This is a genomic window from Mesorhizobium hunchu (assembly GCF_040081975.1).
Lineage (GTDB): Bacteria > Pseudomonadota > Alphaproteobacteria > Rhizobiales > Rhizobiaceae > Mesorhizobium > Mesorhizobium hunchu.
Genome location: NZ_JBEBMG010000001.1, coordinates 34,026 through 48,149, shown reverse-complemented (window position 1 = coordinate 48,149; position 14,124 = coordinate 34,026). Strand labels below are relative to the sequence as shown.

Here is a 14,124-nt window from a genome sequence, read left to right as displayed (position 1 = left end):
CGCCGTCAGCTTACCCGCAAATAGCTGGTCATGCCGGCCTTCTGGTGCTCGATGATGTGGCAATGGAACAGCCAGTCGCCGGGATTGTCGGCCACGAGGCCGAGCTGCACGCGCTCGTCGGGCTGGATGAGATAGGTGTCGGAGACCAGCGGGCGCACCGGGCCGGTCGAGGACGACAGCACGGTGAAGCTCAGGCCGTGCAGGTGCATCGGATGGGCGTGCGGCGTCACGTTCTGCATGTCGATGACGTAGCTCCTGCCGAGCTTGAGTTCCGCCAGCGGCGCGGTGGGATCGGGCGTGTCGCCCGTCCACGGCACCTTGTTGATGGCCCAGAAGCTGTAGCCGAGCGAGCCGCAGATCGGATTGCTCGCGGCATGTTCCGCCGTCGCGCTGAGCACCAGCGGGATATGCTCGGCCGACGCCACGTCCGGGGGCAGGACGGGGTTTGGCTCCAGCGCCGGCACGTCGCGCAGATCGCGTTTCAGCGATGTGCCGACCGCGCGGAACGTCGCCAACGTCGCCGGCTTGCTTGGTCGCACGTCGCGCAGGGAAACCACCGCTCCCTCGTCGTCGGGCATGCAGATTGCCAGTTCCATCCTCTGGCCCGGCCCAAGCTGGAGCAGGTCGAGCGGGAAATGCGTCGGCGCCACCGGATTGCCGTCGATGGCAATGACCAGCGCCTGCGCGCCCTCTAGGCGGAAGGAGTGGATGCGGGTGACGTCGGTGATGGCCGTGCGCAACCTGAGCAGGCCGCCGGCCGGCGCGTCGTATTGTGGCTGCACTTTCCAGTTGGCGGTGCGCACCGTGCCGTAGGTGCCGGACTTCGCCGCGTCGCGCGGCCGGAACTGGGCGATGAACTGGGCGTCGTCGCCGAACCGCCAGTCCCTGAGGTTGAGCACGATCTCGGCGTCGAACTGCGGGTCGTCGGGATTCTCCACGACGATGACGCCGGTCAGCCCATGCCCCATCTGGATCAGCGTGTTGCAGTGCGGGTGATACCAGAACGTGCCGGCGTCGGGCGGCGTGAAGGCGTAGTCGAAATGGTCGCCGGTGTAGACATAGGGCTGCACCAGGAACGGCACGCCGTCCATCTTGTTGGGAATGCGCATGCCGTGCCAGTGGATGGTCGTCGGCTCGTCGATGCCATTGACCAGCCGTGCCGCGAAAGGCTCGCCCTTCTTCATGCGCAGCACCGGCGGCATGCCGGAATCGCCCCAGGTGAGCACGTCTCGGGTTGGCACGGGGTCGGTCAGCGCCGCCTGGATCTTCGCTGTCTTGAGGATGCGCGGCTCGGGCGCCGATAGGGCCGTCGCGACGAGGTTGCCGCCGATCCCCAGCCCGAAGGCGCCGGCGGTCGCCGCGGATGCCTTGAGAAGTGACCGGCGCGTTATCGGGGCCATGCGGCGCTCCAGACTGCAATCGATGAGCTCAAATCGATTCCGAGCTTTTAAAGTTGATGAAAAAATTCATCAATGGTTTCGGCCGGGTCGCGCCGTCACATCATGTAGACCCGATGGTTTGGCCGGTGCCGGTTTCTGGCTTGCCGCGCCCTCGGCGTATGGGCCGCCACATGGGTCGCCATATGGAGGCATCGCATGGGTCGCCCTTGACTTCCGCAGGGCGTCATTCTCAATGCACGTGACGCTGTTCGAGGGGATACGCGCAATGGACCTTTCCTTTCCGTGGCCGGTGAGCCAGGGCGAGTGGGCGGCTTTCGGCAGCGCGGCGATCACCGTGCTGTTCGGGCTGATGTTGTTCTTCGCGCCGGGCCTGTGCTTCCGCATCCTGCGCCTGCAGCCCAGGCCCGAAAAGCCGTGGGCGATCGCCGAGGGGAGGGCGCGCATGTCGGGCTTCTATCTCGGCGTCGGCCTGTGCTGCATCCTGCTGGCGCAGCCGCTGCTCTACATGGCCCTCGGCTTCTCCTGGCTGCTCACCGCGTTCGGGCGGATCCTGTCGATGATGTCGGACGGCGCCAACACGCCTTTCAACTGGGCGTCGGTCGTGGTCGAACTGGTGCTGGCGGCGCTGCCGCTGGCCTTCGCCTTCGGCTTCCTGCCCTGAAAGACAGGACGGCGCGCCGGCACAGCGCCGTCTTTTTCCACGGATGCGACAATCCTTCCCGAAAACCGCTTCCGGCGTGCATTGCGGTCGGCAAAGCCCTGTGCTAGACGGCAGGCGACTTTCGGCCGGGGGATGCGGAAGCCGCACCCTTGAGCTTGAATAAAATTTAGCAAGGTCAAAGATTTAGCCAGAGTTTTCACTCGCGCCAACAATCTGCGGCCTGTCAATTGAGAGAAAAGACGGACCGTGGCCCAGTCCTCCTCACCAATATCCGGTGTCGCAGAACGCTATGCCAGTTCGCTGTTCGAACTGGCGCGCGAGGAAAAATCCATCGCCAAGGTCGAATCCGACCTGAACTCGTTCCAGTCCATGCTCGAGTCGAGCCCGGACCTGCAGCGTCTCATCAAGAGCCCGGTCTTCTCCGCCGAGGAGCAGGAAAAGGCGATCGGAGCGATCGTCGCCAAGGCGGGCATCAAGGGACTGGCCGGCAACTTCCTGCGCGTCGCCGCCGCCAACCGCCGTCTGTTCGCGGTGCCGGGCATGATCGAGGCGTTCCGCCGCATCGCCGCCGCAGCGCGCGGCGAGGCTTCCGCGGAGGTTACTTCGGCCCATACGCTGTCGGCGGCGCAGCAGACGGAACTCAAGGCGGCGCTCAAGAGCGTGGCCGGCAAGGACGTCTCGCTCGCGGTCACCGTCGATCCCTCGCTGCTCGGCGGCCTGGTGGTCAAGATGGGCTCGCGCCAGATCGACACGTCGCTCAAGACAAAACTCAATTCGCTCAAGCTTGCACTGAAAGAGGTCGGCTGATGGACATTCGCGCCGCAGAAATCTCCGCGATCCTGAAGGATCAGATCAAGAATTTCGGCAGGGAGGCCGAGGTCTCCGAGGTCGGCCAGGTGCTGTCCGTCGGTGACGGCATCGCCCGCGTCTACGGCCTCGACAACGTCCAGGCCGGCGAGATGGTCGAGTTCCCCGGCGGCATCCGCGGCATGGCGCTCAACCTCGAGGCCGACAACGTCGGCGTCGTCATCTTCGGCGCCGACCGCGACATCAAGGAAGGCGACACCGTCAAGCGCACCGGCGCGATCGTCGACACGCCGGTCGGCCCCGGCCTGCTCGGTCGCGTCGTCGACGCGCTCGGCAACCCGATCGACGGCAAGGGCCCGATCAAGGCCACCGAGCGCCGCCGCGTCGACGTCAAGGCGCCCGGCATCATCCCGCGCAAGTCGGTGCACGAGCCGATGTCGACCGGCCTCAAGGCCATCGACGCGCTGATCCCGGTCGGCCGCGGCCAGCGCGAACTGGTCATCGGCGACCGCCAGACCGGCAAGACCGCCATCGTCCTCGACACGATGCTGAACCAGAAGTCGGTGCACGAGACCGGCCCCGAGAGCGAGAAGCTCTACTGCGTCTACGTCGCCGTCGGCCAGAAGCGCTCCACCGTGGCGCAGTTCGTCAAGGTGCTGGAGGAGCGCGGCGCGCTCGACTATTCCATCATCGTCGCGGCTACCGCGTCCGATCCGGCGCCGATGCAGTTCCTGGCGCCGTTCACCGCCTGCACGATGGGCGAGTATTTCCGCGACAACGGCCAGCACGCGCTGATCTCCTACGACGATCTGTCCAAGCAGGCCGTCGCCTATCGCCAGATGTCGCTGCTGCTGCGCCGCCCGCCGGGACGCGAAGCCTATCCGGGCGACGTCTTCTACCTGCATTCGCGCCTGCTGGAGCGCGCCGCCAAGCTCAACGACGACAACGGCAACGGCTCGCTGACGGCGCTGCCGATCATCGAGACGCAGGCCAACGACGTGTCGGCCTACATCCCGACCAACGTGATCTCGATCACCGACGGCCAGATCTTCCTCGAGACCAATCTGTTCTTCCAGGGCATCCGCCCGGCGGTGAACGTCGGCCTGTCGGTGTCGCGCGTCGGCTCGTCGGCGCAGGTCAAGGCGATGAAGCAGGTCGCCGGCTCGATCAAGGGCGAACTCGCGCAGTACCGCGAGATGGCGGCCTTCGCGCAGTTCGGTTCCGACCTGGATGCAGCCACCCAGCGTCTGCTCAATCGCGGCGCGCGCCTGACGGAGCTTCTGAAGCAGCCGCAGTTCTCGCCGCTCAAGACGGAAGAGCAGGTCGCGGTGATCTTCGCCGGAACGCAGGGCTATCTCGACAAGCTCGCGCTCAACCAGGTCCAGCCGTTCGAAGAAGGGCTGCTGGCCCATATGCGCTCGACCGGCAAGGCGGTGCTCGACGCCATCCGCAAGGAAAAGGCGCTGTCTGACGATCTGCGGGCCAAGCTGAAGGCGGAGATCGACACCTTCGCCAAGACCTTCGCGTAAGGCGACTGAAGACGGGACGGGCCTCGAAGCATGGCTTCACTCAAAGACCTTCGTAACCGCATCGCCTCGGTCAAGGCGACGCAGAAGATCACCAAGGCGATGCAGATGGTCGCCGCGGCGAAGCTGCGCCGCGCGCAGGAAGCCGCCGAGGCCGCGCGTCCCTATTCGGACCGCATGGCGGCGGTGCTGGCCAACATCACCCAGGCCGTCGGCTCGGGTGGCGAGGCTCCGGCGCTGATGACCGGCACCGGCAAGGAGGACACGCATCTGCTGGTCGTCTGCACCGCCGAGCGCGGCCTGTGCGGCGGCTTCAATTCGGCCATCGCCCGCCTGGCGCGCGAGCACACGCGCCGGCTGCTCGCCGAGGGCAAGTCGGTGAAGATCATCTGCGTCGGCAAGAAGGGTTACGACATCCTGCGCCGCGACTATAGCCAGCTCATCATCGACCGCGTCGATCTGCGGGAAGTGCGTACGCTCGGCTTCGTCAATGCGGACGCCATCGCCAAGAAGGTGATCGGCCTGTTCAACGAGGGCGGTTTCGACGTCTGCACGCTGTTCTATTCGCAGTTCAAGTCGGTGATCTCCCAGATCCCGACCGCGCAGCAGATCATTCCGGCCGCCGCGCCCGCCGCCGGCGAGGAATCGGCTGCCGGCAGTGCCGTCTACGAATACGAGCCGGAGCCGGGCGAGATCCTGTCCGACCTCATCCCGCGCAACATTTCGGTGCAGATCTTCAAGGCGCTGCTCGAAAACGCCGCCGGCGAAATGGGCGCCAAGATGAGCGCCATGGACAACGCCACGCGCAACGCCGGCGACATGATCAACCGGCTGTCGATCACCTACAACCGGCAGCGCCAGGCGCAGATCACCAAGGAACTCATCGAAATCATTTCGGGCGCCGAGGCGCTCTAGGCAGGCGGCGCGGGCGGTTCGCCGCGCGCACCATGCAAGCAAAAGGACGAAAAAGGGTAGAGACGATGGCGAAAGCAGCGACCCCGAAGACCACAGCCGCGAAGGCGGCGGCCTCGAAGACCACCGCAAAGCCAGCCGCAGCGAAGGCGTCGCCCAAGGCCATGGCAAAGGCTCCCGCAGCCGCCAAGGCCAAGAGCGCCGCGGCGAAGGAAGCGGCCAAGCTGGTTGCGGAAGGCAAGCCCGGCAAGGTCGAGACGCGCGGCGCGACGGCGAGCTACAATCTCGCCAAGGGGCCGAAGGGCAAGGTGCGCCAGGTCATCGGCGCCGTCGTCGACGTGCAGTTCGACGATCACCTGCCGGCGATCCTGAACGCGCTGGAGACCGTCAATGTCGGCAACCGCCTGGTGCTCGAGGTCGCCCAGCATCTCGGCGAGAACACCGTGCGCTGCATCGCCATGGACTCCACCGAAGGCCTGGTGCGCGGCCAGGACGTCGCCGACACCGGCGCGCCGATCTCGGTGCCGGTCGGCCCCGGCATGCTCGGCCGCATCATCAACGTGATCGGCGAGCCGGTCGACGAGGCCGGCCCGGTCACCGCCGTCGAAAGGCGCGCCATCCACCAGCCGGCTCCGGAATATGTCGATCAATCGACCGAGGCGCAGATCCTCGTCACCGGCATCAAGGTCCTCGACCTGCTGGCTCCTTACGCCCGCGGCGGCAAGATCGGCCTGTTCGGCGGCGCAGGCGTCGGCAAGACGGTGCTGATCCAGGAACTGATCAACAACGTCGCCAAGGCGCATGGCGGCTTCTCGGTGTTCGCCGGCGTCGGCGAGCGCACCCGCGAGGGCAACGACCTCTATCACGAGTTCATCGAATCCGGCGTCAACAAGAAAGGCGGCGGCGAGGGCTCGAAGGCCGCGCTCGTGTACGGCCAGATGAACGAGCCGCCGGGCGCCCGCGCCCGCGTCGCGCTGACCGGCCTGACCGTCGCCGAATATTTCCGCGACCAGGGCCAGGACGTGCTGTTCTTCGTCGACAACATCTTCCGCTTCACCCAGGCTGGTTCGGAAGTGTCGGCGCTGCTCGGCCGCATCCCGTCCGCGGTGGGCTACCAGCCGACGCTGGCCACCGACATGGGCGCGCTGCAGGAGCGCATCACCACCACCACCAAGGGTTCGATCACCTCGGTGCAGGCGATCTACGTGCCCGCCGACGACCTGACCGACCCGGCGCCGGCGACCTCGTTCGCCCACCTGGACGCCACCACGGTGCTCAACCGCGCGATCTCCGAGAAGGGCATCTATCCGGCGGTAGATCCGCTGGACTCGACCTCGCGCATGCTCGACCCGCTGATCGTCGGCGACGAGCACTACCAGGTGGCGCGCCAGGTGCAGTCGATCCTGCAGCGCTACAAGTCGCTGCAGGACATCATCGCGATCCTCGGCATGGACGAGCTTTCCGAAGAGGACAAGCAGACCGTCGCCCGCGCCCGCAAGATCGAGCGCTTCCTGTCGCAGCCGTTCTTCGTCGCCGAAGTGTTCACCGGCGCGCCAGGCAAGCTGGTCGACCTCGCCGACACGATCAAGGGCTTCAAGGGCCTGTGCAACGGCGAGTACGACCACCTGCCGGAAGCCGCCTTCTACATGGTCGGCAACATCGACGAGGCGGTCGAGAAGGCGCAGAAGCTGGCGGCGGAAGCAGCGTAAGAGCGGTAGTCGCCAAATCGGCAGTCGGAAAAGGGAGTGGGCAGCGGAGTCAGGTACGAACGGCGGGCAGGTTTTTCGACTGCCGATTGCCGACTACCGACTGCCTAGTTTTAGATGGCTCAATCCTTCAAGTTCGAACTCGTCTCGCCGGAGCGGCTTCTGGTTTCGGAAGACGTCGAATCCGTCGTCATTCCCGGTGCCGAGGGCGAAATGACGGTCATGGCCGAGCACGCGCCGGTCATGACGACGGTCAAGCCGGGAGTCGTGACGGTCAAGCCCGCGTCGGGCAGCGAGGAGCGCTACGTGGTGTTCGGCGGGTTCGCCGATATCCTGCCGTCGGGCTGCACGCTGCTTGCCGAATCGGCGACGCATGTCAACGACATCGACCGCGACGAGATCCAGCGCCGCATCCAGGAGGCGAAGGAAGACGTCGCCGACGCCAAGGACGACGAGACGCGCACCAAAGCCGAGTCCTTCCTGCATCAGCTCACCACGCTGGAAGGTGCGATCCTGCCCGCATAAGCGGCGGATCGAAACAGAAACACGGAAGCCGGGCACCGCCCGGCTTTTTGTTTGTCGGGACGCTATCTGCGCGGTCAAGGAGGGCGCTGCGGTTCCCCTCCCCCTTGCGGGGAGGGTTGCAGGCCGCAGGCCTGACGGGAGGGGTAACCTCAACCGCTTCAACGTAAAGAAATGACGTCGCGCTCCATGGCCGGCTACCCCTCCCGACCCGCTCCGCGGGCCCCCCTCCCCGCGAGGGGGAGGGGGATGGCAGTGCTCTCCGCCCTGCCGCTTTCGCTCGACCGCAACGTCGCCGCGATCAGGCCGTGCACCTTGAGCGCCTCGCGGCCGGAGACGGCCGGCTCGCGGTCGCGTTCGATCGCGTCGAGGAAATCGGCGAGCACGGCGCGGTGATGATGGTGCGGGAAGGCCATCGGGTCGGCGCCGGTCCCGCCGCCTTCGGCGTCGTCGGTCAGGTCGACCGCCGTGCCGTCGTGGAAGTGGGCGGCGAGCGCAGTGCCGACAAGCGTGGCGGTACCCTTGGTGCCGATGATGTCGATCTGATCCGGCAGGCCGGGATAGGCTGCGGTGGTGGCCATGATCGTGCCGATGGCGCCGTTTTCCCAACGGCCGGCCGCGGCTGCGATATCCTCCGTTTCCATACGGTGCACCGGGCTGGTGACGGCATAGGAGAAGACTTGCGCCGGTGCGCCGGCCAGCGAGATCAGCAGGTCGAGCGTGTGGATGCCTTGCGTCAAGAGCACGCCGCCGCCGTCGCGCGCCAGGGTGCCGCGCCCGGGCTGGTCGTAGTAGCTCTGGGGCCGCCAGTTCATCAGTCGCGCCGAGGCCGAGACGATCGTGCCCAGCCGACCCTCTTCGATCAGTCGCCGCAGGGCGACGCCGACCGGCCGGAACCGGTGCTGCAGCACGACACCGAGTTTTATTCCGGCGCGCTCGGCCGTTTCCACCAGTTCGGCGGAGCGCTGGAAACTGATTTCCAGCGGCTTTTCCAGAAGCACATGCTTGCCGGCTTCGGCCGCACGGCGCACCAGGTCGAGATGGGTATTGGGCGGCGTCAGGATCATCACGGCATCGATGGTCCTGTCGGCGAAGATGGCGTCGAGATCGTCGTCGACGGGCAGGCCGTAGGTGTCGGCGAAGGCCCTGCGCCTGGCCTCGGTCGGGCTGTAGCAGGCGGCGACCTCGACCCGGTCGGAGAGGTCTGTCAGGCTTTTCGCATGGGGGGCGACGGCCATGCCGAGACCGATGACGGCAATGCGGGTCTTCGTCATGGCTCCATTCCCGGTCGTTCGAGCGCGCGCATGACGCCGCGCAGTTCGGCCAGCCCCTTCAGCCGGCCGATCCATGTGTAGCCGGGGCTCTTGCCGTGGCCGACATCGTCGATCAGCGCATGGCCGTGATCGGAGCGCATGGGGATTTCCCGATCGGCGCGGCCAGCTGCCTTGCGGCGGTGTTCCTCGTCGAGCAGCGCCGACACCACGGCGACCATGTCGGTATCGCCGTCGAGATGCTCGGCTTCGTAGAACGAGCCGTCCGGCTCGCGACTTGTGTTGCGCAGATGGGCGAAATGGATGCGGCCGGCGAATTCCTTCGCCATCGCCGGCAGGTCGTTATGGGCGCCTGCGCCGTAGGAACCCGTACATAGCGTCAGGCCGTTCGCCGGCGACTCCTGCGCGGCGAGGATGGCGCGGGCATCTCCGGCACTGGAGACCACGCGCGGCAGGCCGAACAGCGGGAATGGCGGGTCGTCGGGATGGATCGCCAGACGCACGCCCGCCTCCTCGGCGGCCGGCACGATCTCGGCCAGGAAGGAAAGAAGGTTCTGGCGCAGGCCGTCAGCCGTCAGGTCGCGATAGCGGTCCAGCGCGCGGCGGAAGCTCGCCCGGTCGAAGACGAATTCGCGTGCCGGCACCCAGCCGATCAGGTTCTTCTCCAGCCGCGCCTGGTCGCCTTCGCTCATGACGGTGAGACGCCGGCGGGCGGCCTCGATGCGCTCGGCCGGATGGTCCGCCTCGGCGCCGGGCCGTTCGAGCACCAGGACGTCGTAGGCGCAGAACTCGACGATATCGAAGCGCAGGGCCGTGCCGCCGCGCGGCAGAGGCCAGTCGAGATCGGTGCGCGTCCAGTCGGTGATGGCCATGAAATTGTAGCACACCGTCGAGACACCGGCCGCGCCGAGCGCCCGCAGCGAGGCCTTGTAGTTGTCGATCAGCGCGCGGAAATCGCCGGTGCGGGTCTTGATGTCCTCATGCACGATGACGCTTTCGACCACGTCCCAGTTCATGCCCGCCGCCTCGATCTCCGCTTTGCGGGCGGCAATCTCGTCGGCCGGCCAGGCGCGGCCGTCGTTCAGGTGGTGCAGGGCGGTGACGATGCCGTCGGCGCCTGCCTGCCTGGCATGGGCGAGGGTGACGGGATCGTCCGGGCCGAACCAACGCCAGGTCTGCTTCATTCTGTCGTCCCGGCTTGCTGGAGTGTGCAGAAGGCGGCAGCCGGGCCGCCGGCGCGCAAGGAGGAGAGGTGGCTGGCCACCGATCGCATCAAGGCGTCGCGGTGCGGACTGGCGGCGGCAAATCCCGTCAGGTCGAAGACGGCGCGGACCGCCGCGTCGGGCGCAAGCGTCCTTGTCGCGGCCGCGCCAAGGGCCTCGTCGAGCGGATCGGTGAAATGGCGGTCGGGCAGGGACCGGCCGCGCGCCTCGCAGGCGGCGATCCAGGCGGCGAACGCGAGCGCCAGGTGATCTGCCGGCCTGCCCGCCTCGAGGGCGGCCAGCGCGGAATTGACGATGCGCTGCGGCAGCTTCTGGCTGCCGTCATTGGCGATCTGCGCGGTACGGTGGGCGAGCGCCGGATTGGAAAAGCGCTCGGCAAGCTCGGTCGTATAGCGCCGGGTGTCGAGACCCGCGTCCCCCGGCAGGCTCGGGATCGCCTCGGACCAGAGTCCGTCCACGAAACGGCGGATCGCCGGATCGCCGAAGGCGCGGTCGACCGTCTCGTGGCCGGCCAGCAGGCCGAGATAGGCGATGGCCGAATGGGCGCCGTTGAGCAGGCGCAGCTTCATGTCCTCGTAGGGGCCGACATCGTCCACCATGGTGGCGCCGACTTTTTCCCAGGCCGGCCGGCCCATCGGAAAATTGTCCTCCACCACCCACTGGCAGAAGGGCTCCGTCATCACCGGCCAGGCGTCCTCGACGCCGAGGCTTTGCGCCACGCGGGCGCGGTCGGCATCGGTGGTGGCCGGCACGATGCGGTCGACCATGGTCGACGGGAAGGCGACGTCCTGCTTGACGTGCCGGGCCAGGTCGGCATCGCGCAAGCCGGCGAATTCGATCATGAGCCGGCGCACGGTCGCGCCGTTGGCTGGCAGGTTGTCGCAGGTGAGCACAGTGAAGGGCTGCGTGCCCGAAGCGCGGCGGCGCGCCAGTGCCTCGACCAGGAAGCCATGCACGGTGCGCGGTGCATCGGGATTCGCGAGGTCGTGGGCGATGTCGGAATGCGCGGCATCGAGCGATCCGTCGGCGGCGCGCAGATAGGCTTTTTCGGTGACGGTCAGGGTGACGATGCGGGTGCGCGGATCGGAGAGCGCGTCGAGCAGCGCCGACGGGTTCTCCGGCGCAACCAGCAGCGACAGGATCGAGCCGACGATCCGCAACCGCTCGCCGCCGCCGCTTCTTACGGCAAGCGTGTAGAGCCCGTCCTGAGGCGCCAGGGCGTCGCGCGTGCCGGAGCTGCGCAGCGATGCGCCGACGATGCCCCAGCCAGTTTCTCCCGCCGCCAGGCAGTCATCGACATAGACGGCCTGGTGGGCGCGCTGAAAGGCGCCGACGCCGAGATGGACGATGCCGGGCGTAACAGTGCGGCGCTCATATCCCGGCACGGCGATTTCGGCCGGCAGCGCGGCAAGGGCCGCATCGGACAGGCGGCCGCCGGGCGGCGTCGCGCGACGGTCTGAAGATGATGGCATTGTTGCTTCCGAGATTCCTCCACTGACCGGTTTCCTACACCGGGGCGCATCGACGGACAAGACAAGTCATCATACAACAGTCTAATTTTTGTATGTTGACATTATTTCATCTCGTCCCTACCGATAGCGCCCGGGAGGAGTTCGAAGCTTTATGAGCGCATTGACGCATCCGGATCGCCTGTTCCCCGCCGAGGACCGAATGCGTTCGGTCGCCCGCGCCCTCTATGAGGGCGTGAAGGGGCTGCCGATCGTCAGTCCGCACGGCCATACCGACCCGCGCTGGTACGCGCTTGACGAACCCTTCTCCGATCCTTCGCAACTCTTGATCGTGCCGGACCATTACATCTTCCGGATGCTGTTCTCGCAGGGCGTGCGGCTCGAGGATCTCGGCGTGCCGACGCTGGACGGTTCGCCGGTCGAGACGGACGGCCGAAAAATCTGGCACCTGTTCGCCGAAAACTACTATCTGTTTCGCGGCACGCCGACGCGGCTGTGGCTCGATCACGTCTTTTCCGATCTGTTCGGGCTGGACGATTTGCTGACGCCGGAAAACGCCGACCGCTTCTACGATACGATCGCCGAAAAGCTGCAGGGGGACGATTACCGCCCGCGCGCGCTGTTCGAGCGTTTCAACATCGAGGTCATCGCGACTACCGAAGGGGCGCTCGACGATCTGCGCTGGCACCGTATGATCCGCGACAGCGGCTGGAGCGGCCGGGTCGTCACCGCCTACCGGCCGGACGCCGTGGTCGATCCCGATTTCCAGGGGTTTTCCGGCAATCTCGACCGATTTGGCGAGATCACCGGCTGCGACACCGGCACATGGTCCGGCTATCTCGACGCGCACCGCAGGCGCCGCGCTTTCTTCAAGGAACATGGCGCGACCTCGTCCGACCACGGTCACGCCACGGCGGAAACGGCCAACCTGTCGGACGCGGCCGCCGGGGAATTGTTCAATCGCATCCGCAGCGGCTCGGAGGACGAGCGCGAGCGGCGGCTGTTCCGGGCGCAGATGCTGACGGAAATGGCCAAGATGAGCCTCGACGACGGGCTTGTCCTGCAGATCCATCCCGGCTCCTGGCGCAACCATGCGCCGGCCGTGATGCGGAAATTCGGCCGCGACAAGGGCTTCGACATCCCCACCCGCACCGACTATGTGAGCGCGCTCAAGCCGCTGCTCGATTGCGTGGGCACGGAACCCGGCCTCTCCGTCGTCCTGTTCACGCTGGACGAGACCAGCTATGCGCGCGAATTGGCGCCGCTGGCTGGCGTCTATCCGGCGCTCAGGCTGGGTCCCGCCTGGTGGTTCCACGACAGCCCGGAGGGCATGCGCCGTTTCCGCGAGATGACGACGGAGACGGCCGGCTTCTACAACACCGTCGGCTTCAACGACGACACCCGCGCCTTTCCGTCCATTCCGGCTCGTCACGACGTGGCGCGCCGGGTCGATTGCGCCTTCCTCGCCCGCCTCGTCGCCGAGCATCGCCTCGGCGAGGACGAGGCGCACGAGGTGGCGCGCGAACTGGCCTATGCGCTTGCCAAAAAGGCGTATCGGCTCTGACAGGGCGGTTCGCCGCCGAAGCATCCAAGGGAGGAGAACCAGATGATGCATTTTTCCAAACTGGCGACGGCCGCTTTTGCCGCCGCGTCGCTGATGATCGGTGCGGCGCAAGCCGCCGATACCACCGTGCTGCGCGCCGCCGATACCCATCCGGACGGCTACCCGACCGTCGAGGCGGTCAAGTATTTCGGTGAACTCCTGAAGGAACGGACCGACGGCCGCTACTCGGTCGAGGTGTTCCATTCCTCGCAGCTCGGCGAGGAGGCCGACACGGTCGAGCAGGTGCGCGCCGGCGTCATCGACATCAACCGCACCTCGCTCGGTCCGTGGAACAACCTGATTCCGGAAACCACGATCCCCTCGCTGCCCTACATCTTCCGCTCGGTCGAGCACGCCCGCAAGGTGATGAACGGACCGATCGGCGACGAGATCCTGGCGGCCTTCGAACCCTACGGCGTGGTCGGTCTCGCCTTCTATGACGGCGGCGCCCGTTCCTTCTACAACACCAAGAAGCCGATCCAGTCGATGGCCGACCTCAAGGGCATGAAGTTCCGCGTTATGCAGTCCGACATCTTCGTCGACATGGTGGCCGCGCTCGGCGCCACGGCGACGCCGATGCCCTATGGCGAAGTCTATTCCGGCCTCGAAACGGGCGTCATCGATGGGGCCGAGAACAACTTCCCCTCCTTCGACACCGCCAAGCATGCGGAAGTCGCGAAATACTTCTCGCTCGACGAGCACCTGATCGTGCCGGAAGTGCTGGTCATGGCCAAGACCACCTGGGACAAGCTCTCTCCCGAAGACCAGGCGATCGTCAAGCAGGCGGCCAAGGACAGCGTCGCCAAGCAGTACGAGCTGTGGGACGCGCAGGTGGCTAAGTCGCGTAAAGTGGTCGAAGGCGAGGGCGTCAAGATCAGCGAGCCGGACAAGCAGGCCTTCATCGACGCCATGAAGCCGGTCTACGACAAGTGGGTCCAGGACCCCAAGCTCAAGGACATGGTCGCCCGCATCCAGGCGACGAAGTGACGAGCGGTCGGGAGCGGCTTCGGCCGCTCCCGATTCC

Annotated in this window: 12 protein-coding genes; 8 read left to right on the top strand and 4 right to left on the bottom strand. The window is 66.6% G+C overall.

Features of this window, described 5'->3' with window-relative positions; all coding sequences use genetic code 11:
- Positions 1 to 5 precede the first annotated feature (5 nt).
- Positions 6 to 1,400, bottom strand: a complete 1,395-nt coding sequence (locus tag ABMA46_RS00240; protein WP_348997282.1) for a multicopper oxidase family protein — start codon at positions 1,398 to 1,400, stop codon at positions 6 to 8.
- A gap of 265 nt (positions 1,401 to 1,665) precedes the next feature.
- Between ABMA46_RS00240 and ABMA46_RS00235 the strand changes: the two genes are divergently transcribed.
- From ABMA46_RS00235 to ABMA46_RS00210, 6 genes are all read left to right on the top strand, one after another.
- Entirely contained in the window at positions 1,666 to 2,061 is a 396-nt protein-coding gene (locus ABMA46_RS00235; RefSeq protein WP_348997281.1) for an AGROH133_08824 family phage infection protein, read from the top strand.
- 246 nt (positions 2,062 to 2,307) lie between these two features.
- Entirely contained in the window at positions 2,308 to 2,868 is a 561-nt protein-coding gene (locus tag ABMA46_RS00230) for a F0F1 ATP synthase subunit delta (protein WP_348997280.1), read from the top strand.
- Positions 2,868 to 4,397 (top strand): F0F1 ATP synthase subunit alpha, encoded by a 1,530-nt coding sequence (gene atpA / locus ABMA46_RS00225; protein ID WP_348997279.1) that lies wholly within the window; start codon positions 2,868 to 2,870, stop codon positions 4,395 to 4,397. The genes ABMA46_RS00230 and atpA overlap by 1 nt, the downstream gene beginning before the upstream one ends.
- 30 nt (positions 4,398 to 4,427) lie before the next feature.
- On the top strand, positions 4,428 to 5,309 hold the full coding sequence (locus tag ABMA46_RS00220) for a F0F1 ATP synthase subunit gamma (protein WP_348997278.1): 882 nt from the start codon (positions 4,428 to 4,430) through the stop codon (positions 5,307 to 5,309).
- 65 nt (positions 5,310 to 5,374) lie between these two features.
- Positions 5,375 to 7,015: a F0F1 ATP synthase subunit beta gene (gene atpD / locus ABMA46_RS00215; protein ID WP_348997277.1), complete on the top strand. Its 1,641-nt coding sequence runs from the start codon at positions 5,375 to 5,377 to the stop codon at positions 7,013 to 7,015.
- A 114-nt stretch (positions 7,016 to 7,129) separates the two neighbouring features.
- Positions 7,130 to 7,537 carry a F0F1 ATP synthase subunit epsilon gene (locus ABMA46_RS00210; protein ID WP_348997276.1) on the top strand — a complete coding sequence of 136 codons (408 nt, stop codon included), beginning with the start codon at positions 7,130 to 7,132 and terminating at the stop codon, positions 7,535 to 7,537.
- A gap of 194 nt (positions 7,538 to 7,731) precedes the next feature.
- Here ABMA46_RS00210 and ABMA46_RS00205 read toward each other — a convergent pair whose 3' ends face one another.
- The 3 genes from ABMA46_RS00205 to ABMA46_RS00195 are packed head-to-tail and all read right to left on the bottom strand — an operon-like array spanning position 7,732 to position 11,500.
- Entirely contained in the window at positions 7,732 to 8,808 is a 1,077-nt protein-coding gene (locus tag ABMA46_RS00205) for a Gfo/Idh/MocA family protein (RefSeq protein ID WP_348997275.1), read from the bottom strand.
- Positions 8,805 to 9,989, bottom strand: a complete 1,185-nt coding sequence (gene uxuA / locus ABMA46_RS00200; RefSeq protein WP_348997274.1) for a mannonate dehydratase — start codon at positions 9,987 to 9,989, stop codon at positions 8,805 to 8,807. The genes ABMA46_RS00205 and uxuA overlap by 4 nt, the downstream gene beginning before the upstream one ends.
- Complete coding sequence (locus tag ABMA46_RS00195; RefSeq protein WP_348997273.1) at positions 9,986 to 11,500, bottom strand: mannitol dehydrogenase family protein; 1,515 nt, start codon at positions 11,498 to 11,500, stop codon at positions 9,986 to 9,988. The genes uxuA and ABMA46_RS00195 overlap by 4 nt, the downstream gene beginning before the upstream one ends.
- 151 nt (positions 11,501 to 11,651) lie before the next feature.
- On the opposite strand from ABMA46_RS00195, the gene uxaC reads away from it, so the two are divergent.
- Positions 11,652 to 13,061 (top strand): glucuronate isomerase, encoded by a 1,410-nt coding sequence (gene uxaC / locus ABMA46_RS00190; protein WP_348997272.1) that lies wholly within the window; start codon positions 11,652 to 11,654, stop codon positions 13,059 to 13,061.
- Positions 13,062 to 13,103: 42 nt separating this feature from the next.
- Complete coding sequence (locus ABMA46_RS00185) at positions 13,104 to 14,087, top strand: TRAP transporter substrate-binding protein (RefSeq protein WP_348997271.1); 984 nt, start codon at positions 13,104 to 13,106, stop codon at positions 14,085 to 14,087.
- Positions 14,088 to 14,124 lie beyond the last annotated feature (37 nt).